Here is an 18,584-nt window from a genome sequence, read left to right as displayed (position 1 = left end):
GAATCGCGTTGGTGTACGTGATTTCTCGTCAGGTCACCGCGAGCAGGCGATAGAGCCCGATCAGTCCCACGGCCACGATGATCGCCCGCAGCGCATTGCCCGACAACCGCCGCCCGTAGCGCGCGCCGAGCAGCCCGCCGACCAGTGAGCCCGCCGCGATCAGCCCGGCGGCCGGCCAGCTGATCCGATCGAACGCCACCGCCGTATAGGCAATGGCGGCAACCACATTCACCATCAACGCCAATAAGTTCTTGGCCGCGTTGGTGCGCTGCACCGATTCCGGAAGCAGGGCGCCCATCAGGCCGACCAGCAGAATCCCTTGCGCCGCTGTGAAATAGCCGCCGTAGACGCCGACGGCGAACGTGCCGAACACCAGCGTCGCCATCCGGCGCGGGCTGACGTGGTCGGGCGAGCGACCCGCCTGCTCGGCGCGCCGGGCCGTCCACGCCTGGATCCGTGGCCCGACGACCACCAACACCAGCGCCAGCACCAGCAGCACCGGCACGATGTCGGCGAACACCTTCTCGGGCAGATGCAGCAGCAGGTACGCGCCCAGCGCCGCGCCGGCCAACGATGCCGGGAGCTGCCACCGCAGCCGATCCCACTGGCCGCGCAGCTCGGCGCGATAGCCCCAGGTCCCCGAGACGCTGCCGGCGACCAGACCCGTTGCGTTCGACATGGTGGCCGTCACCGGCGGATAGCCGAGCGCGACCAGCGTCGGGAAGGTGATCAGGGTGCCGGACCCGACCAGCGCGTTGATCGCACCGGCACCCAGCCCGGCCAGGCATATGAGGAACATCTGAAATGGCGACACCGGAGAAAAACCTTAGCGTGCCGCCGATTTCGGCGCGAGGCGAGCGTCGGCCCGGGTCGGCCGGTCAGGCGGGCGGGGCTTGCGGGCCGCGTTCCACGCCGGTCCGCAGCTTGACCGAGGCCGAATACGCCAGCGTCCGAAAGTGCAGCACCGGATCGTCGGACGGCTCGATGCCGTCGGTCACCCGCATCGGATCGAACACCACGATGTCGCCGCCGTGCTCGCGCTCGGTGTCCAGACCGGTGATGGCCAGGGTGCCCACGGTGACGATCTGGGTGCTCTGCCAGGCCGCCGACGGGTCCACGGTCGAGTCGGTGGGACCGGCGATCTGCACCCGGAAGTCGAACCGCACCGGCCCGCCGTCCAGCCGCGTCTGCAGTTCGTCGGTGAGGAAGTCCCGATCCTTGTCGTGGGCGTCCGACCCCGACAAGTACTCCTCGGCCGCGGTCGGAACCAGGTGGTAGCGAACGAATCTGGCGCTGCCGTCGGCGGCGATCCAGCGGAAGGCGTGCAGGCCGTGGTATTCGGTGGTGGCGTAGCTGGCCGGGATCCGGTTCGCCTCACGCAGCAGGGGCAACGCGCCGAGCAGCCGCGGATGGGTGAGCAGGTGTTTGGCCATGCGCAGCGGCGTGGTGAGACCGGGCCGCATCGCCTTGAGCAGATCGATGAATCCGTCGGGCGTGCTGGAGACGAACAACCGGGCGGTCTGCGTCGAAACGTCGGTGGTGGAGCCGTCGGGCAGGGTGAACTTCACCGCCATCCCGCGCACCCCGGGTGCGCCGTCGCGCTGCTCGGGGTTGCCCGATCCGTTGGAGAAGCGGATCAGCGCCGGGACGGTCGAACCGTCGAGATGCTGTGCGCGCGAGAGCATGAGCGCGTCGGGGGTCGCGGTGAACGTGCCGCGGTACAGGGTGCCCTTGGCGTGCAGCGCGCGGCATCCAGGCTGTGCTCCGCCGGCGCCCCGGATCGCCTCGATCGCCTGGTCAGGGGTAAGTGCACCGCTCATGGACGAATCTTAGTTGGATCAGTCGGGAAAGCCGAAGAGTTCGACCACACCGTGATCGCGTCCGGCGGTGTAGCCGCCGTCGACGGCGAGCGCCTGGCCGCTGACGAAGGAGGCGTCGGGCGAGAGCAGGAAGGCGGCCATGGCGGCGATCTCCTCGGGCTGCCCCAGGCGCTGCAGGGCGTGCTCCTTGGTGATGGAGGCCAGCGGTCCCTCCATGCCGGGAATGCTGAAGACGCTGTGCGCCATGGGTGTTTCGATGAAGCCGGGGCAGATGACGTTGGCCCGGATGCCGCTCGGCCCGTAGTCGAGGGCAATGTTCTTGGTGAGCAGCACGACGCCGCCCTTGGCCGCGTTGTACGAGCTGCCCCCGGCGGTGCCCTCCAGGCCTTCGACGCTGGCGACCGTCACGATCGAGCCGCGTTCGCCGTCGGCCCGGGGTTGGTCGATCATCTTCGCCAGGGCCGCCTTAGCCACCAGGAAGGTGCCGGTGAGGTTGATCCCGATCACCCGATCCCATTCGGCGCGCTCGAGCAGGTGCACCGGGCCTCCCCCGGCGACCCCGGCGGCGTGGAAGAGGCCGTCGAGGCGGCCCGGCACGGCGGCCAGCACCGCGGCGATCGCGGCTTCGTCGGTCACGTCGGCGGAGACGAAGGTGAACCGCGCGCCCAGGTCGTCGGGCGGGGCGGCCACGTCGGCGCCGATCACGGTGCCGCCCTCGGCCAACAACCGTCGCGCGGTGGCCAACCCGATTCCGGACGCGGCGCCGGTCACGACGAAGGTGCGGGAACGGGCGCGGTCGGAGTTCACCATGTCGCATCCTTCACGGGTGGTGGGCGGTTCGGCCCCGTCATGGTGACACACGTTCGCGCCGTTGGCTTTACCAATGCAGTCGTTCGATAGGCCGGCTGTATCGAGCCATAGCAAACCCGTCTTGGACATAGCCGTGCCAGCTGGAGGACGATAGGCCGATGTCAATACCTCAGCCGCGGGCGCGGTCGCGCCGGACCGGATGGCGTTTCGGAGCGATCGGCGCGGCCGCCGTCACCGCGGTGGTCTTGCTCGGCTCCCCCGTCGACCGGGCCGCGCCAACCGCCGCGGTCGCGCTGTTGTCCGATGACGCCGTCGCCATCGCGCCGGGCGTCTCGGTCACCGCGGCCCCCGGCTGGACGGTCGGAAACCGCGGCCCGAACTGGGTGGCGCTGAACAACGCCGACACCACCGCGCAGCTGCGGATCACGGTCAAAGCCGCGGGCGGCGCGGACGCCGCCGGGCTGCTGCAGGCCGACATCGACCAGTTCACCGGCGGCGCATCGGCCATCCTGACCGACGTGAACCGCCTGACCGCGCCCGAGACCAAGCCCCTGCCCGGCCCCAACTTCCAGCAGGAAGCCTCCGTCGACTACACCGCGACCGTGGTGAACCCGCAGGGCGCGATCCCGGTGATCGGCACGTTCACCGAGCTGCTGAACGCCTCGAACGGCCGATCGGCGTTCATCGACTTCCGCCAGGACAGCAGCGCGACCAGTCAGGCCGCCGGCGAGGGCGGAATGATGATCAGCTCCCTGCAATGAGCCGCTAGCGACCCGCGCGGGCGAGGGTCGGCGTCGCACGCGTGCAACCGACCGCGTATTACAAACTGGTACGAATCGACCGCGGAGGGGTTCATGCCATCAGCCGAGACGGCGACCAGCACGGCGGAGACGCTCGCCGGCATCGTCGAACGACACGCACAGCACCGGCCCGACGCGGTCGCCATCCGGTACGGCGAACGCCAGTGGTCCTGGGCCGAGTGGAGCTCGCGGATCCGTCGCGCCGCCGGTGCGCTGCGCGCCGCCGGCCTCGAGCGGGGCCAGTGCGTGGCCTTCCTGGACAAGAACCACCCCGCCTGTCTCGAGGTCCTCATCGCCGGCGCCTCGATCGGCGTCGTGACCACGGTCGTCAACTGGCGAGTGGTCGGCGACGAACTCGTCCACGTCCTCACCGACAGCGGCGCCCGCGTGCTGCTCGTCGGCGCCGAGCTGCGTGCGGCGGCCGTGTCCGCCGCCGAGCGGGTCCCGGGTGTGGAACGCATCATCGAGGTCGGTGAAGAATACGAATCGTTGCTCGCCGCGGCGCCCCCGACGCAGGCCGACGCGAGCGTCGACGAAAACGAGACGGCGTTGGTGATTTACAGCTCCGGCACCACCGGACGCCCCAAGGGCGTGCTGCTCAGCCAGCGCGCGCTGGTCAATCACGCGTCCAACCTGGCTCCGGCGTTTCCCTTCGACGAGGGCGACGCCAACTTGGTGGCGATGCCGTTGTTCCACGTCGGCGGGATCGGCTATGCGCTATTCGGAATCCGTTCGGGTGCACCGACATTCATTACCCGTGAGCCCGACGCGGCAACGCTTATCGGCGCGGTGCGGGCCGGCGCCACGCACGCGTTCTTCGTCCCGCCGGTGATCGCCCGGTTCCTGGACGCGGGTGAGGCGGCGACCGCGGCCCTCGCCGGCCTGCGCTACATCGTCTACGGCGCCGCACCGATGCCGCTATCGCTGCTGCATCGCGCGCTGTCCACCTGGCCCAACACGAAATTCGTGCAGGTGTACGGGCAGACGGAACTGTGCGGGGCGGTCACCGCGCTGTCCGACGACGATCACCGCGACGCGGCGCGGCCCGAGCTGCAACTGGCGGCCGGAAAGGCCCAGCTGGGCTGCGAGATTCGCATCGCCGACCCCGAGACCGGTAACCCGTTGGCGACCGGCGAGTCCGGTGAGGTCTGGGTGCGCAGCAACCAGAACATGACGGGCTACCTCAACCGGCCGGACGCGACGGCCGAGACGATTACCGCCGACGATTGGGTGCGCACCGGCGACATCGGTCGGCTGGACGCCGACGGCTACGTCTACATCGAGGACCGCATCAAGGACATGATCATCACCGGCGGCGAGAACGTGTACGGCCCAGAGGTGGAAAGCGTGCTCATCGAGCATCCCGCCGTCGAGGACGCCGCGGTGATCGGGGTGCCCGACGACTTCTGGGGCGAATCGGTCAAGGCGATCGTGGTGGCCGACGGCGAGGTCGACGAGAAAGGCATCATCGAATTCTGCCGCGAGCATCTGGCCGGCTTCAAATGTCCGCGTACGATCGACTTTGTGCCCGAACTCCCCCGCAACGCGAGCGGGAAGATCCTGAAAACCGAGCTGCGGGAACCGTTTTGGCGCGATAGGGCGCGGGGCATATGAGCAGCCGCCTGGATGCCGCGCGCCGCGACTGCGCGATCAGCGTGCTGGGCGGTCCCACGACCGTCGTCGACATCGCCGGCCGCAGGATCGTCATGGACCCCACGTTCGACCCGCCGGGCGTACACGCCTACCTGACCAAGCTCACCGGTCCCGCGGTGAGCGCCGAGGCCCTCGGGCCGGTGGATGTGGTGCTGGTCAGCCACGACCAGCATCCCGACAACTTCGACGACGAGGGCCGCCGCATGGCGCTGGCCGCGCCCCTGCTGCTCACCCATCCCGGCGCCGCGGGCCGGTTGGGTCCGCCGGCTGTCGGCGTGGCGCCCTGGCAGTCCCACGAACTCAACGGCGTATCCACGTCGCTTACCGTGCAAGCGGTTCCGGCGGTCCACGGTCCGGCCGACGGCCAGCGCGACGCCGGCGGCCACATCAACTGCGAGGTGACGGGTTTCGTGCTGTCCGGGCCGGGCCTGCCGACGGTGTACCTCAGCGGCGACAACGCCTCCATGACCGCGGTCAAAGACGTCGCCGATCGCGTCGGTCGGGTCGACATCGCCGTGCTGTTCGCCGGTGCGGCGAGCGTGCCCACCAAGGAGCGTGGGCGGCCGTTGACGCTGACCGCGGCGCGCGCGGCGGCCGCGGCCGAATTGCTTGGCGCCAAAGCGGTGATACCCGCCCACGTCGACGGCTGGGCCCATTTCACCGAGGGCGTCGACGAATTCGTCGCGGCGTTCGATCAGGCCGGCATCAGCGACGTGCTCAGGGTCGCCCCGCACGGCGAGTGGATCGACTTATAGGCGTCCCTGCACGCGCAGCTCTGGATGCACCCAGTCGGGCGAGCGGCGCTCCTTGAAGGAGCGGAAGCCTTCGATGGCCTCGGCGTCGGACAGGCTGGCGGTCATGCCGATGCGGTCATAGAGGCCCAGGTAACCGTCGATGCTGGACTTGATGACGCCGCGGGCACGCGGTGCGGTTCGACAGCACTGCGCCAGTAGCTCGTTCGCCGCGTCAAGCAGGCCCTCGTGCGGCACCACCCTGGTGACCAGGCCCCAGTCGAGGGCTTCGACCGCGGTCAGCACCCGACCGGTGAACATCAGGTCGCGGGTGCGCACCGGCCCGATGACGCGGGTGAGCATCTGGCTGTAGTAGGTGTCGGCGTAGCCGCGGAACAACTCGGGCACCCGGAAGGTCGCCCGATCGCTGACCACCGACAGGTCGCTGCACAACGCGATCTGGAACCCGCCGCCCTGGCACAGCCCGTTGACCGCGGAGACGATGGGCTTGGCCGAGGTGCGCACGGCGTCGAACGGCGTCACGTCCATGCCGAGCGCCGAACCGAAGGTGATCCAGTTGTCCTCGCCTCCCCCGCCGCCCATGTCGCCGCCGGGGGCGAAGACGTCGCCGGTGCCGGTGAGCACCAGCCCGGCCAGATCCGGGTCCTCGTTGAGACGTCCCACCGCATAACGGATTCCGAAGTACATGGCCGGGCTCAGCGCGTTGCGCGCTTCGGGCCGGTCGATGGTGCACACGGCGATCGGTCCGTGGCGCTCGAAGCGCAGGTACGGCGTGCCCAGCCAGTCGCCGTCGGGCGGACGGGGGGTGTTCTGCGGTGTCTGCGCCACGGGACTCCTCTCGGGTCGGCTCCGCGGATGCGTCGCGCCGCTACTGTAGCTCTTACAGTATCGGGCCGACCCCCCGCCTACACGTAAGGCAGCGTCGCCGTCTCCGCCGTCGCGGACGCGTCGGCGATCACCGAGGAGAGCTTGGACTGCAGGGTCGACGTGGCGTCCCCCACCGGCTTGTCGCAGAACCTGCAGAGCGCCTTGAAGTTTGGTTGTTCGTCTTCGTCCGGCCAGAACCGCCGCGGCCCGACCTGAGCCCCGGGGTCGAACTGGACGGATTGATGCGGGGCGTCTTTGAGGATTCTGCCGACGGGATGGCGTTGCGGGCATTCGAGTTTCAGCATGCCGACGCCTTCTTGATTTCCGACCATGGTTCGCCGTCCTCTCTCGGGTGTGCGCTGTCAGTGCAGGATCCGCGCGAGCTTGCGCCATCGCCGATGCCGGTGACGAAACATCACCCGGACGAAGGCGCGGGTGAGCAGCCCGTGCAGGCCGTCGTCCGTTTCGATCTCGTCGGTGTAGCGGCAGCTGCGCTCGTCGATGGGTTCGAACGTCAGGCGGTGATTCCAGGTCCGGACGGGTCCGCCGTGCTCGTTGGTGTAGATCTCGGTCGGCTCGAGTCGCTTGATGGTGAGGTGATGCGTCCAGGCCGGGATCACGCCGAACCACCAGAACCGCGCCGATCCTTGGGTGCCCACCTCGATGCGCTCGGGGACGTCGAGCCGGTACACCCGCAGCACCGGGCTCAACACGTGCCGCATCAGCTCGGGCTTGCGCGCCAGTGCGGACGCCGTCTCGACCGGGATCGGCAGCTCGGTAGTTAGGGTTACCTTACTCATGCAGTTCATGGTCGCTCAGCGGGCACGATCAGGCAATACCGCGCGAGCCTACGTCGGGGCGCCGTCGCGAGGGCCAAAGAGTAGGAATATCCCTGATATCGGCTGCCCGTGCAGCGCAATAGCGTGGGGCAATGGTGATCCCCGGCGCGGGCTTGGAACGCTTTCTGGTCGAGTGGTACGGCCCTGACGCGCACGCGCACTTCATCAATGAGACGGCCGGACATCTCAACGACAGCGCGACATCCGTGGCGGCGAGCGGCAGCCAGATCCGACTGCTGATGGCGTTGGCGGTTCCCGCGGATGAGTATGCCTTCGGCATCTTCGCCGCCGAATCGGCGGAAACCGTCGCGCGGGTCTGCGTCGACGCGGGCGCACCCGCGGAACGGATCAGCGCCGTCATCGGATGGTCGCTCGCCTTCGACTGAAGTGGTCGCCGAATTCGCTTGGCCCAGTGAGTATCTAGCCGATTCTTCTTGAGTATGTCTGTGCCTGAAGCGAATTCGATAGCCACCCGCAGTGGCTCAGTACAGCGGGGTCCAGATGCCGTCGAACCAGTAACCCCAACCGCCGTACTGCCAATTGAAGATCGGCAGGACCGTGTAGGTGTTGTAGGTGAACGGCGCGAAATAGCGCTGCCCATAGGATGCGTCAACCGGTGGCCCGGTCCACGGGCGGTTCCAACCGCCGGCCGGCGGTGGCCCGTTCCAGCCACCGGCAGGCGGCGGACCCTCCCAGTTGGGCGGGGGCTGGCCCGGAGCCGGGCCGTCATTCCAGCCGTAGCCGTTCGGCCGCGGCGGCGGCGGCGCCCCCTGACCCGGAATCCAGAAGCCGCCGGGCAGGTCGACGGGGCCGCCGACTTGCGGAGCGCCGCGCAAGATCGGACCACGCGGCGGGTAGTAGGGCTCGTGTGGCGGCTGATAGTTCGGCGCGTTGAGGATCGGGCGGTTGGGGGTCGGTTGCGGCGAGCCGCCCCACGGCGCCGAGGGTGACGGCGGCGTGGAGCCGGCGCCCCCGTATCCGGGGCCGGCGCTGGGGCTGGGACCCGGGTTTTGGTTGGCAGGGGTGCAGTCCGGATGCCAGGCGGGGCACGAGAACGGTATCGAGGTCGTGGGCGCCGGAGTGCTCCACTGCGAGGGTGTCGGTCCGGGAGTGCTCCACGGCGCAGACGTGGTCGGCGGCGGAGTGGTGCTCCACGGCTTCGAGGTGGTCGGCGGCGGAGTGGTACTCCACGGCTTCGAGGTGGTCGGCGGCGGAGTGGTACTCCACGGCTTCGAAGTGGTCGGGGGCGGGGTGCTGTTTCGCGGCGGCGTGGTCGTCGGCGTTGCGCCGCCGGCCCCGGGAACGTGTGACCCGGGAGCAGGCACCGTCCCCGTGCCCCCATACCCGGGGCCGGGGTTGGGGACACCGGAGCAGCCCTTTTGCCCGTTGGGGCACGGCGGCGGGTCCAACGGCGGGGCGGAGCCGGCGAGTCCCGCGTTGACCCCCGCGACGGACAAGCCCAGGCCCGCAGCAACTCCGGCTGCTGCGGCGAGACGTTTGATGGACATCGGTTGCGTTCCCTTCTAAGGGCAGGTCACGTCCAACTCGAAGGGCTTGGTTACCGGCTTCGGTTGGTGCGGGTCGCTAGTGTCGGCACCGGTCGCGGTGCCCTTGATCTGGTAGGACTTGCCGCTTGCCGCGGCCCCGGCGGATCCGCCCTGACCCGGTGCGGCGTCGGAATAGCCGAGCGTGATGCCGTCGACGATGCCGAGCCCGACCGCGTGAACGATGGGCGGGTTGTCGGTGCTGATCACCGCGCCCAGACCGTTGGCCGCGTCGCCGATGCCGATGGTGATCCTGTTCCCGGACGGGTTGCAGGTGACCGCGCCGGTCACGTTCTGGCTCTTGCCGTCGACGATGACCTGCGGTCCGGCGGGCGCCGGCGGGTTTGATGCGCCCGTGTTTGACTTACCGGAACAGCCAGCACAACTCGCGATGACGACGGCCATGCCGGCTGCGCCGACGACGATCCCATGCTTCACCGCTGCTCTCCTTCGTGTCGTTGTCGTCGCCGTCCGCGTATTACTGCGCGGGGCCGGGGATCTGGTACGCGCACCTACCGGTCGTGTGTTCGGTGAGCGGGACGGGCTGGCCGTCCACCTGAATCGCACAGTCGTGCGGACCGCCAGTTTTATCGGTGTAGTTCAACGCCAGGTACGGGTTACCGGTGACCTGCACGGTCTGCGACCAGGGCACCGAAACCCAGGTGGTGGTGCTCGCCGGATACACCGGGGTTCCGGGGTCGGGGATGACGGAGAAGACGTCACCACCGCCGAGGATCCGGTACACCACGGTGTGTTGGCCCGGGTGGGCCTGGGCCCTCGGCAACATCGCCTGCGGTGCGCTGCTAGCGGCGATGGCGACGGCCGCGAGCACAGCGGCCATGGTGTGCAAGCGCGGAGTCGTTGGCATGGCGTTCCTTTCGATATGCGCGACACACGGTCTCACCCGTATGTCTCTTGTTCGTCGATGAGGCAACCGCCGCCCCCGCGGTGGGTCCAGCAAACGCCCGCAGCGCCCGCCGTATCAATTAGGGATTTCCCTACACTTTCCGGCGGCCGGACGCCGTGTCAGGAATCGACTTCCAGTTGGTCGAGGCGGCGGCCGAGTTCGGCGCGTGACCGGATGCCGAGCTTGCGGTAGATCCGTGAGAGATGAACCTCGACGGTCTTGGGGCTGATGAACAGCCCCGAGGCGATGTCGTGATTGGTCTTGCCCGCCGCCGCCAGATCGGCGATCCGGCGCTCGGCCGACGTCAGCACCTGGGCGTCGGCTCGGCCGAAAGTGATGCGCTCCAACGAGCTTCGCGCGCGCCGCACCCACAGCGGCGTGCCCAGCTCCACGAACGTATCCACCGCCGCCCGCATCGCCGCGGCGGCATTCTCCCGGCTGCGCTGCCTGCGCAGGATCTCTCCGAGTAGCAACTGCGTGCGGGCGCGCTCAAATGGCATGGGCAACCGCTCGTGTTCGGCCATCGCCCGTTGCGCGGCCGCCAGCGCCGCACCGAGGTCTCGGCCCCCGGCCAGCAGCATTGCCCGGCAACGCGCACCCGACGCCAGCATCCACGGCCTGCCCAACCGATGTCCGTTGGCCTCCAAGACGTCGATGAGGGGCCGCGCCTCATCGAGCCGTCCGAGCTGAATCAGGGCTTCGGCGGCATCGGGCAGAAAAGGGGTGACGAAAATCTCTGTGGCGCGCGGGCTTCGCTCGAACTCACTCAGCAGCGGTGAAAGTGCCTGCAGCGCGGCTTCGTAGTCGCCCAGCGAAACCTCGAGAAAGCCAAGCGTGCTGGTGGGCCAGACGGTGACCAGCGCGGGCGAGTCGCAGCGCTCGGCGGCGGCCAAGGCGGCGGTGGCATCGCGGCGTGCGACCGCCTCGTCGCCGGCATAGGCGGCCACCAGTGCCTGGATCATCAGCGCCACGGCCAGCGGCAGGTCCGCGTCGAGCTGGCGCGCACGTTGCAGTGCGTCCTCCCCGATGAGCGAGGCCTCCGCGAAATCACCGCGCCACATCTCATTGAGCGCGCTGTGGAACGCGCCGACCATCATTTCGCTTTCGGCGCCGCGATCGATATAGCGTTGCCGAATTGCCCTGAGTTCCCGGCGCCCGTCGTCGAGTCTGCCTGTGCCGATGAGCAATTCGGCGCGATGTAGGGTCGGCCAGATCGTGGCCGAGGACGGATCGTCGCCGTCGTCCAGCGTCAATGCGGTCCGTAATTCCTCTTCGTCGAAACCCTCGCCGACCAGGAATCGCACCAGCACGCGCATGCTCAACGCCTGGCTCAGCAGCTGACGGTCGTCCAGCCGGGACGCCGTGACGACCGCCTCGTCAACCGCGTCGATGGCGGCGTCGAACTCGTGAATGTTGAGGCGTGCGAACGATAATGTCGTGAGTATGTGGCTTAGCAGCCTGTCGTCTCCGGCGGTTGCATCCGCGGCCCGTCGCAGCTTTCGGGCGCCGTCCCGTGAACTGCCGTCGAGCAACGCCCACATCCCCAGCAGGCTGAGCGCCTCGGCCTGTACATTCGCCGGCGCGGGCGTCCCGATGACTTCCTCGAGGATGCTCCGCGCGCGTGCGGCGTCGCCGGCGCTGAAATGGAATGCGGCGCAGCGGATCTGGCGTTCAGGACTGACGGCGCCGAGCTCGTTGGCCAACTCGATGAATTCCGCGGCGGCCGCCGGCGCCCCGCGCCTGTTGGCCAACTCGGCTGCGGCATCGAGGGCCGTCAGCGTCTCCGCATCACCGTGGGTGGCGGCCAGCGCCAGGTGGCGAGCCCGCAATTCCGGGTGGTCGACCACGGTCGCCAACCGCCTGTGCATGACGCGCCGCTGCGTGGGTGTGGCCATCGTATAGACCGCGGCGGTGAGCAGCGGGTGGGTGAACCGCACACGGTTGCGATCGATGGTCACGATGCCGCGCCGCTCGGCGTCCAGCAGTCGGTCCACGCACTCCTGGACGTCCCGGGCGGTCGCCTGCGAGACGGCTTCCATGGTCGGCCTGGCCAGGCATGCGGCGGCGAGGAGGATGTCGCGAAGATCCTCATCCAGCACGCCGATCTTGGAGGCCATCAGCCCGGTCAAGGTGGTGGGCAGCGTCATCTCGATGCCCGTTTCGCCCTCGGGGATGGTGCGCGCTAACTCGATGGCGTAGAACGGGTTACCGCCGGACGCCTCGTGGATTCGCAGCATGGCGTGCCGGGAAAACGAGCGGCCCAACCGTGCGGTGATGACCTGGTGCAGCGCGCCGATGGCCAAGGGGTTGAGTGTCATTCGCCTTGTGGCGTCCGGCTTTTCGAGCTGCAGCCATGACACATCGTCACCGTCACCGGTGCGCACGGTCGCCAGCAGGCCGACCGGGCCGGAAAACCGTCGTGCCGCGAACGCCACCACGCGAGCGCTCGAGGGGTCCAGCCACTGCAGGTCGTCGATGGCCACCAGCACCGGAGTGTTTTCGGCCAGGATGTCGACGACCGAGAGAAACGCCGCCGCGACCGCACGCTGATCGGTCGTCAGGCCGTCGTCGCTGACCTGCAACAGGATCCGGTCGATCGCCAGGCGCTGGGGTTCAGGTAGCGCGTCAAGCACCGCACGATCGACCGTCGACAACAGGTCGGCCAGCGAGATGTAGGCCGTCACCGACTCCGTGATCGCCGCACGCGCGGTGAGAACACGCATCCCTTGCGCGCGGGCCTGCTCGAGCGCAGCGAGCCACAGGGTGGTCTTGCCGATCCCGGCCTCACCCTCCACCAGCAGGCACACGGGTTCGGCTCGGCAGGTATCGAGGAATTGGGAGACGGCCTCGGCCTCCGCGGCCCGCGTCCCCGATGGCACCAACCCCACCATGAGCGTCGGCGTCAGGAGCCGTTGACGAACGAAGAGATCTTGGCCAGGCGCCCGGCGCGGCGAGCAAACTCGCCTACTTGACGGACGTGCACCTGGATGCGCATTGCAGCCCGGTTCACGACCCGGCGCACGTTCGCATACAGCGAACTTATCGGGGCTGGACGGCGCCTGCAATACGAAGCGGCGGCGGGGCCGGTTGGAGTGGGGCCGGTCGGCCGCACCGAGCCGTCACACTGGCGGGCGGCGCTCGGGTGGAGCGCTTTCACCTGCGGTGATTGGTGGTCCCGGCTGGGATCGAACCAGCGACCTTCCGCGTGTGAAGCGGACGCTCTCCCACTGAGCCACGGGACCGGCGCCGAGACGGCGAACGACGTCGAAGACTAGCACGCGCCGGTCCCGACACTACCGGCCGCATCGTGTGACGGGTCGACGCGATAGCCTAGACACGGCTCGTACCAAGAAATTTGTATGTGCCCGCTCACGTGGACTATCGTCGTGCTTCGCACCGGGCGACGATGTCGTCCGAGGCGCGCGGATGTAGCGCAGTTGGTAGCGCATCACCTTGCCAAGGTGAGGGTCGCGGGTTCGAATCCCGTCATCCGCTCGAAGGTGCAAGTGGCGTGGACCCCAACGGTGGAGTGGCCGAGTGGTGAGGCAACGGCCTGCAAAGCCGTGCACACGGGTTCGATTCCCGTCTCCACCTCCAAGCTTTTGGTTTCCCGGCGCGATTAGCTCAGCGGGAGAGCGCTTCCCTGACACGGAAGAGGTCACTGGTTCAATCCCAGTATCGCGCACTAGCGTTACCGCAGTTCAGAGACTATTTCTGAAACACTGAACGGGCCCCGTGCCCAATACGTGCCCAACTGGTCAGGCAACCGGCGTCGCGACTCGCGATACGAAAGGTTTGCCACATGGCCGCACCTACTCCCCCCGCCTGCCCGATACCCGCCGGCGCTGTCGCCGGCGACTGGTTCGACATCGGCGACCCCGACGCCCACCGGATGCTCACCTGGTCACGTCACGACGTCACCCAGGCTCGTATCGCTGTCGAAGGCACCCAGTACGTCGACGGTCGCCTCGAGCGGCGGGTGACGCTCTATCCCGACAGTTGCGACGTCGAACTCACCGCTGCCGGCGCGCGCCAGCTGGCGGCCGCGCTGCTCAACGCCGCCGATTCCCTTGACGCGATCGAATGAACGCCAGCGATGTGAGCCGAGCCAGGATCGCCCGCCGGCAGGCCACCACACTGGGCCTGCGATTGATCCAGCGCGGCAACGTATTCGAGCTACGCGGTGCCGAGAGCCAGGTGCTCGCCGGCGGCCTCGAGCATGTCGAGTCCTATCTCGCGGAGCGGTACCAGGGCCGCCGGCCGGGGCCGGCCCAGGCGCGCACACCGGCGGCGTGGCGGCAGCCGATCACCGACTACTGCCTACACCTGGCCGCCGCCGGCCAGAGTCCCTCGACGGTTGCGAGCCGGCGAAAAGCTCTCGCCCGCATGGGCCGCGAGTTGGGCTGCCCGCCGGCCGAGGTCACCGCCGAGCAGCTCGTCGCGTGGCTGGGCCGGCAGCAGTGGAAACCGGAGACGCGGCGCTTCTACCGCGCCGCGGCCCGCGATTTTCTGCGATGGGCGTATCGGGCCGGCCGAGTGCCGGCCTACCTCGCCGATGAGCTGCCAGCGGTGCGGATACCGCCGGCGACGGCCCGGCCGGTGCCCGATGACGCTTGGCAGCAGGCCATTTCGACCGCGGATGCGCGGGTGGCGCTGATGATGCGGCTTGCCGCCGAGGCCGGCCTGCGCCGCGCCGAGGTGGCCCAAGTCCACACCCGCGACGTCGTCGACAGCTGCGGCGGCCCCCAGCTCGTGGTGCACGGCAAGGGCGGCAAAACCAGGGTGGTGCCGATCAGCGACTCGCTGGTTGCCGCGATCCGCGCCGGCGCCGCCGGCCACACTCCCTATCTGCCGGCGGCCGGCTGGCTGTTCCCCGCCTGGCCGGCCGGCGGCCACCTCACCGCGCATCACGTCGGCAAGCTCGTCGCCGCAGCGCTGCCGGCCGGCTGGTCGATGCACAAACTGCGCCACCGCTTCGCCACCCGCGCCTACCGCGGCAGCCGCAACCTACGCGCCGTCCAGGTGCTGCTCGGCCATTCCTCGATCGCCACCACCGAGCGCTACACCGCTGTCGACGACGACGAGATACGCGCCGCGGCGATGGCCGCGTCGGACTGACGAGCTGTACCGACCCTAGACAAGTCCTGGGCAAACCTACGACGATAGGATCGGCAAACATGCCGCCTCGCCGTTTAACCTTTTCGCAGCGTAAAGGATTGACGCCTCCCCCAGAGCCTGTGCAGCTCGAGAGCGTCGATCAACGGCTCCGCACCGACCTCTGGAATCTGCTGTACCACCAACTGTTCAAGCCGTTCGCCAACCCGGCGCCCTACTCACTGGTCAGCTTTTGGTGGAACCATTTCGGCCAGGCCGCCGAGGATTACGACGAGAGGCGTGTCGCATTTCTGGTCAAACAAACTCTCTCCGAGGGAGAGTGGTATGAGGTCTATGACCTGCTCGAGTTCATTGCCTCGGAGACGCCTGAATACTCCGAATCCTTATTGAAGGGTCTAAATGCGATCCTCGAACGCAACCGCGCTGGATACCGGATTGTGGCCGGCGAGGTAGTTGAAATCACCGATGAGGCCGAGCTCCAGTCGATTCGCACCGCGGTTGCGCAAGGGCCTGTTTCGCCAGCGCGTGAGCATATGAAGAAGGCGGTGCAGCTGTTCGCCGACCGTGATAACCCGCAGTACGCAAACTCGATCAAGGAGTCGATTTCGGCCGTCGAGGCGGCGGCGCGGGACGCGTCCGGCAAGCCGTCCGCGATTCTGACCGCGGCTCTCGACGAGATCGCAAAACAGAAGGCCGCGTCAGTGCATCCGGCACTTTTGAAAGGCTGGAAGGCCATTTATGGGTTCGCTGGCGACAGCGGTGGCATCCGGCACGCCGACTATGAAGGCAGCGTCCAGGCGACTCCGGAACTGGCGCAATACTTCCTGGTCACCTGCTCGGCGATGGTCAACCTGCTCACCACGTTGCAGTCAAAGCCGTAGCGCGAGGCCGCCCGCCACGTAGCGCGTCAGCCTCTCACTGTGTGGACACCCTGGCGGCTGGTGTCGCCTCCGGTGTGATGCTGCGCGCGACGCAATTACAGTGGTGAGGATGAGTGATCCGGACGCCGAGGCCGAGGCGGTCGAGCGCTGGCTCGATCAGCTCGACCCTGATGACCCCACGGTGAGGGTCTACGACGTCGAGGCGCTTTCCCGCGCGGCGAGGCAGCTGGAGCAGGCCGTCGCCGATGCCCTCGCCGCCGGCGTCCCAGCTCGTGTGATCAGGTTGACCACAGAACTCCTCGAGGATCGGCTCAGCGTGCTGCTGCGCAGGGGCGAGACGATTCCCGCGCCCGAACTGTGGGACCAACTCGGCCTGCGCGACGACGACAGCTAGTCTCCGCGTGGTTCGGGTGCGGCGGGCCGTAGGGATTGCAGGCTGCCCCTGCCCAATCCCCTGCAGTGCAACCGAGTTTCAAACAATTAGACGATCGGCCGGACCAGCTCAGCGGAATAGATATTCCCCATGCAGACGGTGTCCTACCGCGCGGCCAACTGATCGTTGATGTTGCTCCACTGACCTTCGCCCTTGTGGTTGCCCATGTTTCGGCATTGGCCGTCGAGGATGATCTGTCCGTAACTGTGGTCGGACGGCATGTAGTTGATGCTGGCGGCTACGCCGTCTTTACTGAGCGTTGCGCCGTGGTAGTGCTGGCCGGCTGGTGCCCCGTCGTTCCATCCGTGCGCGATCATCGCTGCTCGTACTTGCTGGAAATATGCATCGGGGTTGCCGTGGATTAGGAAGCTGAGGGTGACGGTGCCCTGAAACGGCGGGTCGCCTTGGTCGTTGCAGGAGGCGAAGGAGAACGCTCCGCTGACGCCCTCCAGGTTGGCGGCGGCGACGATTTGTTTGGCTGGCTCAATCACCTGGGCCTTGGTCTGATCGTCGCTCATGGGGTGGGCCGTGTCTTCATAGGGGTTACTCGATCCGGCGGCGTGTGGTTTGTGTTGCACTGGCGCGCATCCTCCTAACAACATGGCGACGGTCACAAGCGATGCAAGCAGTACTTGGCGCAACGGCACGCGTTGTTCCTTAATGGTGGTGTTGGGCATCGAAGACATGGTTGTCGGTGATAGATCCTGGCGACCGGTCCCACTCCGGGTCAACGACGGCCGGCGTGTGTGGGCCGATGGTGACCGGTGGTAGCCCCGGAATCCTGACTTGCACGCCGCCCAGCGAATGCCGGTGGTCGGCGGTCATGCCGTCGGCTTGGAGTTGGTCGCCGTGGCCGGAGACGATATCGGCCATGCCGTATAGAGCTTCGCTGCCACGGTGGTAGTAGTAGGAGTGGTCGTGGGGGTTGATGCCATCGGAGCCGGGCACTTCGGCGCGGAAGCGGACCGATCCGAACCCGTCGACGGCGGGGTCGCCGCCGAGGCTGGGGTTGTTTCCGAAGAAGTTGGGGCCGAATATTTGCTTGCTCGCGCCATCGAGATGACCGAGCATGCCGACCGGATCGGTGGAGGCGTCTCCCACAAACACGTGTCCGCCGTCCAGGTGGAAGCTTGCGGCGGTGGTGGCACGGTCGGTTCCCGGACAGCCCAGTAGCACAGCGTCATTGGCGTGCATGTTGTGCATGGCAAAGGCGTCCGCGACCGTGGTCGAACCATAGGAGTGGCCCAGCACGGTGACATGCTGTCCTGCCCCGAGGTGTGTCGACCAAAGTCCGTTGACGTCCTGCGCCAGCGCCGCACTGCCTGTGCGGGCCAGCTCTGGGGTGGAGATGCGCACAACGTCGTCGAATCCGTTGGGGGCGTCGTAGCCCATCCACGCGATGACCGCCGTTGGGTTATGGGGGTCGGCGGCGTTGGCTTGTTCGAATAGATTGATCGCGTCGTTGTGGCCGTCGTGTAACCAGCCCCCTTTGACGCTGCTGCTGGTGCCGGGCACGATCACTGCGGTGTTTTTCGCGGTGTCCGGGTTGCCGATCGCGATCGCGGCACGGCCCTTGCCGCCGAATGCTGTTGGGTCATAAGCGAATAGGTAGACTGGGTTTGGGTGAAGCGGGTCTCCGGCGTCGTGGTCGAGGCCCAGCTTGGTCTCGTTGGCATTCTGGTAGCGGGTGACGTCCGTGGCCGACAGACCGAATTTTGCGGGGTCGCGAAGCACGTCGTCCACCGAGACACCGTTGCGGCTGGCGATGCCACGTACCCGGTCGAGGTCTTGGTTCATCACCGTGAGGTTGGCGTCATTGCGGGCCAGAATGGGGACGCCGTTGAGGTTGCCGATTTGGTCGGGATGCTCGGCCATGAATTGCTGGCGCTGCTGGGGGGTCAGTGACGTCCACCAGCGATTCACATCATCGGGATTGGTGCTCGGCGGGGGGATCTGGTTGTCGGCGTCGACCGGCTGCAGGATGTTCGGGTCGTAGCCGTCGGTGCGCAGATTGCCCAGACAGTTCTGCAACGTGGCCGAGTAGCCGTCGCGGACCGCCTGCAGATCGTGAAGGGCGTCCCGGACATCATCGGCGGCATCGGCTTTCGCATCATCGATCAATTTCTTCAGAAAGGCCTCGGTCTTCGCGTCGGGGTGGCCATT

General features: G+C 67.8%; 20 protein-coding genes and 4 tRNA genes. 11 read left to right on the top strand and 13 right to left on the bottom strand.

Features of this window, described 5'->3' with window-relative positions:
* Window positions 1–28 precede the first annotated feature (28 nt).
* The 3 genes from A5622_RS00850 to A5622_RS00840 all read right to left on the bottom strand — a co-directional run bounded on the left by A5622_RS00850 (window position 29) and on the right by A5622_RS00840 (window position 2,630).
* Window positions 29–799 (bottom strand): sulfite exporter TauE/SafE family protein, encoded by a 771-nt coding sequence (locus A5622_RS00850; RefSeq protein ID WP_156748812.1) that lies wholly within the window; start codon window positions 797–799, stop codon window positions 29–31.
* 79 nt (window positions 800–878) lie between these two features.
* Window positions 879–1,820 carry a catalase family peroxidase gene (locus A5622_RS00845; protein ID WP_066876060.1) on the bottom strand — a complete coding sequence of 314 codons (942 nt, stop codon included), beginning with the start codon at window positions 1,818–1,820 and terminating at the stop codon, window positions 879–881.
* A gap of 18 nt (window positions 1,821–1,838) precedes the next feature.
* Window positions 1,839–2,630: an SDR family NAD(P)-dependent oxidoreductase gene (locus A5622_RS00840; RefSeq protein WP_066862351.1), complete on the bottom strand. Its 792-nt coding sequence runs from the start codon at window positions 2,628–2,630 to the stop codon at window positions 1,839–1,841.
* A gap of 158 nt (window positions 2,631–2,788) precedes the next feature.
* Here A5622_RS00840 and A5622_RS00835 point away from each other — a divergent pair, with 158 nt between their 5' ends.
* The 3 genes from A5622_RS00835 to A5622_RS00825 all read left to right on the top strand — a co-directional run bounded on the left by A5622_RS00835 (window position 2,789) and on the right by A5622_RS00825 (window position 5,838).
* Window positions 2,789–3,391 carry a hypothetical protein gene (locus tag A5622_RS00835; protein ID WP_066862333.1) on the top strand — a complete coding sequence of 201 codons (603 nt, stop codon included), beginning with the start codon at window positions 2,789–2,791 and terminating at the stop codon, window positions 3,389–3,391.
* 93 nt (window positions 3,392–3,484) lie between these two features.
* Entirely contained in the window at window positions 3,485–5,044 is a 1,560-nt protein-coding gene (locus A5622_RS00830; RefSeq protein ID WP_066876059.1) for a long-chain-fatty-acid--CoA ligase, read from the top strand.
* Window positions 5,045–5,052: 8 nt separating this feature from the next.
* Window positions 5,053–5,838, top strand: a complete 786-nt coding sequence (locus tag A5622_RS00825) for an MBL fold metallo-hydrolase (RefSeq protein ID WP_066876066.1) — start codon at window positions 5,053–5,055, stop codon at window positions 5,836–5,838.
* On the opposite strand, the gene A5622_RS00820 is transcribed toward A5622_RS00825, so the two are convergent.
* The 3 genes from A5622_RS00820 to A5622_RS00810 all read right to left on the bottom strand — a co-directional run bounded on the left by A5622_RS00820 (window position 5,833) and on the right by A5622_RS00810 (window position 7,511).
* Window positions 5,833–6,663: an enoyl-CoA hydratase/isomerase family protein gene (locus tag A5622_RS00820; RefSeq protein WP_066862327.1), complete on the bottom strand. Its 831-nt coding sequence runs from the start codon at window positions 6,661–6,663 to the stop codon at window positions 5,833–5,835. The two genes, A5622_RS00825 and A5622_RS00820, sit on opposite strands and share 6 nt — an antisense overlap.
* Window positions 6,664–6,740: 77 nt before the next feature.
* Window positions 6,741–7,034 (bottom strand): hypothetical protein, encoded by a 294-nt coding sequence (locus tag A5622_RS00815; RefSeq protein ID WP_066862324.1) that lies wholly within the window; start codon window positions 7,032–7,034, stop codon window positions 6,741–6,743.
* A gap of 30 nt (window positions 7,035–7,064) precedes the next feature.
* Entirely contained in the window at window positions 7,065–7,511 is a 447-nt protein-coding gene (locus tag A5622_RS00810; RefSeq protein ID WP_066862321.1) for a hypothetical protein, read from the bottom strand.
* 122 nt (window positions 7,512–7,633) lie between these two features.
* Between A5622_RS00810 and A5622_RS00805 the strand changes: the two genes are divergently transcribed.
* Window positions 7,634–7,927 (top strand): hypothetical protein, encoded by a 294-nt coding sequence (locus A5622_RS00805; RefSeq protein WP_066862318.1) that lies wholly within the window; start codon window positions 7,634–7,636, stop codon window positions 7,925–7,927.
* Between the two features lie 96 nt (window positions 7,928–8,023).
* On the opposite strand, the gene A5622_RS30630 is transcribed toward A5622_RS00805, so the two are convergent.
* From A5622_RS30630 to A5622_RS00780, 5 genes are all read right to left on the bottom strand, one after another.
* Window positions 8,024–9,049, bottom strand: coding sequence for an MAP_0585 family protein (locus A5622_RS30630; protein WP_369829212.1), 1,026 nt, complete (start codon window positions 9,047–9,049; stop codon window positions 8,024–8,026).
* A 15-nt stretch (window positions 9,050–9,064) separates the two neighbouring features.
* Complete coding sequence (locus tag A5622_RS00795; RefSeq protein WP_197497985.1) at window positions 9,065–9,523, bottom strand: lipoprotein LpqH; 459 nt, start codon at window positions 9,521–9,523, stop codon at window positions 9,065–9,067.
* A gap of 40 nt (window positions 9,524–9,563) precedes the next feature.
* A complete protein-coding gene (locus A5622_RS00790) occupies window positions 9,564–9,953 on the bottom strand; it encodes a hypothetical protein (RefSeq protein ID WP_156749160.1) in 390 nt (129 codons plus the stop codon).
* A 158-nt stretch (window positions 9,954–10,111) separates the two neighbouring features.
* Window positions 10,112–12,871: a LuxR family transcriptional regulator gene (locus A5622_RS00785; protein ID WP_232002794.1), complete on the bottom strand. Its 2,760-nt coding sequence runs from the start codon at window positions 12,869–12,871 to the stop codon at window positions 10,112–10,114.
* Window positions 12,872–13,159: 288 nt separating this feature from the next.
* A tRNA-Val gene (locus A5622_RS00780) sits at window positions 13,160–13,234 on the bottom strand.
* A gap of 180 nt (window positions 13,235–13,414) precedes the next feature.
* Here A5622_RS00780 and A5622_RS00775 point away from each other — a divergent pair.
* From A5622_RS00775 to A5622_RS00745, 7 genes are all read left to right on the top strand, one after another.
* A tRNA-Gly gene (locus A5622_RS00775) sits at window positions 13,415–13,487 on the top strand.
* A gap of 28 nt (window positions 13,488–13,515) precedes the next feature.
* A tRNA-Cys gene (locus A5622_RS00770) sits at window positions 13,516–13,589 on the top strand.
* Window positions 13,590–13,605: 16 nt separating this feature from the next.
* Window positions 13,606–13,677: transfer RNA gene (locus tag A5622_RS00765), tRNA-Val, on the top strand.
* Window positions 13,678–13,794: 117 nt separating this feature from the next.
* A complete protein-coding gene (locus A5622_RS00760; protein ID WP_066876055.1) occupies window positions 13,795–14,079 on the top strand; it encodes a hypothetical protein in 285 nt (94 codons plus the stop codon).
* Window positions 14,076–15,110: a tyrosine-type recombinase/integrase gene (locus A5622_RS00755; protein WP_066876053.1), complete on the top strand. Its 1,035-nt coding sequence runs from the start codon at window positions 14,076–14,078 to the stop codon at window positions 15,108–15,110. The genes A5622_RS00760 and A5622_RS00755 overlap by 4 nt, the downstream gene beginning before the upstream one ends.
* Window positions 15,111–15,169: 59 nt before the next feature.
* Window positions 15,170–15,988 (top strand): AbiJ-NTD4 domain-containing protein, encoded by an 819-nt coding sequence (locus A5622_RS00750; protein ID WP_197507918.1) that lies wholly within the window; start codon window positions 15,170–15,172, stop codon window positions 15,986–15,988.
* A 109-nt stretch (window positions 15,989–16,097) separates the two neighbouring features.
* Complete coding sequence (locus A5622_RS00745) at window positions 16,098–16,382, top strand: hypothetical protein (protein WP_156752790.1); 285 nt, start codon at window positions 16,098–16,100, stop codon at window positions 16,380–16,382.
* A gap of 143 nt (window positions 16,383–16,525) precedes the next feature.
* On the opposite strand, the gene A5622_RS00740 is transcribed toward A5622_RS00745, so the two are convergent.
* Window positions 16,526–17,098, bottom strand: coding sequence for a hypothetical protein (locus A5622_RS00740; protein ID WP_066876049.1), 573 nt, complete (start codon window positions 17,096–17,098; stop codon window positions 16,526–16,528).
* A partial coding sequence (locus A5622_RS00735) for an alpha/beta hydrolase (protein ID WP_066876047.1) occupies window positions 17,079–18,584 on the bottom strand: 1,506 nt, incomplete at its 5' end. The genes A5622_RS00735 and A5622_RS00740, both read right to left, overlap by 20 nt.

The organism is Mycobacterium sp. 1245801.1 (assembly GCF_001673055.1).
In the GTDB taxonomy this organism is placed as follows: domain Bacteria; phylum Actinomycetota; class Actinomycetes; order Mycobacteriales; family Mycobacteriaceae; genus Mycobacterium; species Mycobacterium europaeum_A.
Note: the sequence above shows the minus strand (reverse complement) of the source record. Positions and strands in the feature narration are given on the sequence as shown.

What these genes read in the sequence shown, in the direction of transcription:
- A5622_RS00810 (WP_066862321.1), bottom strand. Translation starts at nt 7,511, where the DNA reads ATGAACTGCATGAGTAAGGTAACCCTAACTACCGAGCTGCCGATCCCG.
- A5622_RS00830 (WP_066876059.1), top strand. Translation starts at nt 3,485, where the DNA reads ATGCCATCAGCCGAGACGGCGACCAGCACGGCGGAGACGCTCGCCGGC.
- A5622_RS00745 (WP_156752790.1), top strand. Translation starts at nt 16,098, where the DNA reads ATGAGTGATCCGGACGCCGAGGCCGAGGCGGTCGAGCGCTGGCTCGAT.
- A5622_RS30630 (WP_369829212.1), bottom strand. Translation starts at nt 9,049, where the DNA reads ATGTCCATCAAACGTCTCGCCGCAGCAGCCGGAGTTGCTGCGGGCCTG.
- A5622_RS00790 (WP_156749160.1), bottom strand. Translation starts at nt 9,953, where the DNA reads ATGCCAACGACTCCGCGCTTGCACACCATGGCCGCTGTGCTCGCGGCC.
- A5622_RS00805 (WP_066862318.1), top strand. Translation starts at nt 7,634, where the DNA reads ATGGTGATCCCCGGCGCGGGCTTGGAACGCTTTCTGGTCGAGTGGTAC.
- A5622_RS00850 (WP_156748812.1), bottom strand. Translation starts at nt 799, where the DNA reads ATGTTCCTCATATGCCTGGCCGGGCTGGGTGCCGGTGCGATCAACGCG.
- A5622_RS00755 (WP_066876053.1), top strand. Translation starts at nt 14,076, where the DNA reads ATGAACGCCAGCGATGTGAGCCGAGCCAGGATCGCCCGCCGGCAGGCC.
- A5622_RS00835 (WP_066862333.1), top strand. Translation starts at nt 2,789, where the DNA reads ATGTCAATACCTCAGCCGCGGGCGCGGTCGCGCCGGACCGGATGGCGT.
- A5622_RS00750 (WP_197507918.1), top strand. Translation starts at nt 15,170, where the DNA reads ATGCCGCCTCGCCGTTTAACCTTTTCGCAGCGTAAAGGATTGACGCCT.
- A5622_RS00845 (WP_066876060.1), bottom strand. Translation starts at nt 1,820, where the DNA reads ATGAGCGGTGCACTTACCCCTGACCAGGCGATCGAGGCGATCCGGGGC.
- A5622_RS00840 (WP_066862351.1), bottom strand. Translation starts at nt 2,630, where the DNA reads ATGGTGAACTCCGACCGCGCCCGTTCCCGCACCTTCGTCGTGACCGGC.
- A5622_RS00815 (WP_066862324.1), bottom strand. Translation starts at nt 7,034, where the DNA reads ATGGTCGGAAATCAAGAAGGCGTCGGCATGCTGAAACTCGAATGCCCG.
- A5622_RS00760 (WP_066876055.1), top strand. Translation starts at nt 13,795, where the DNA reads ATGGCCGCACCTACTCCCCCCGCCTGCCCGATACCCGCCGGCGCTGTC.
- A5622_RS00740 (WP_066876049.1), bottom strand. Translation starts at nt 17,098, where the DNA reads ATGCCCAACACCACCATTAAGGAACAACGCGTGCCGTTGCGCCAAGTA.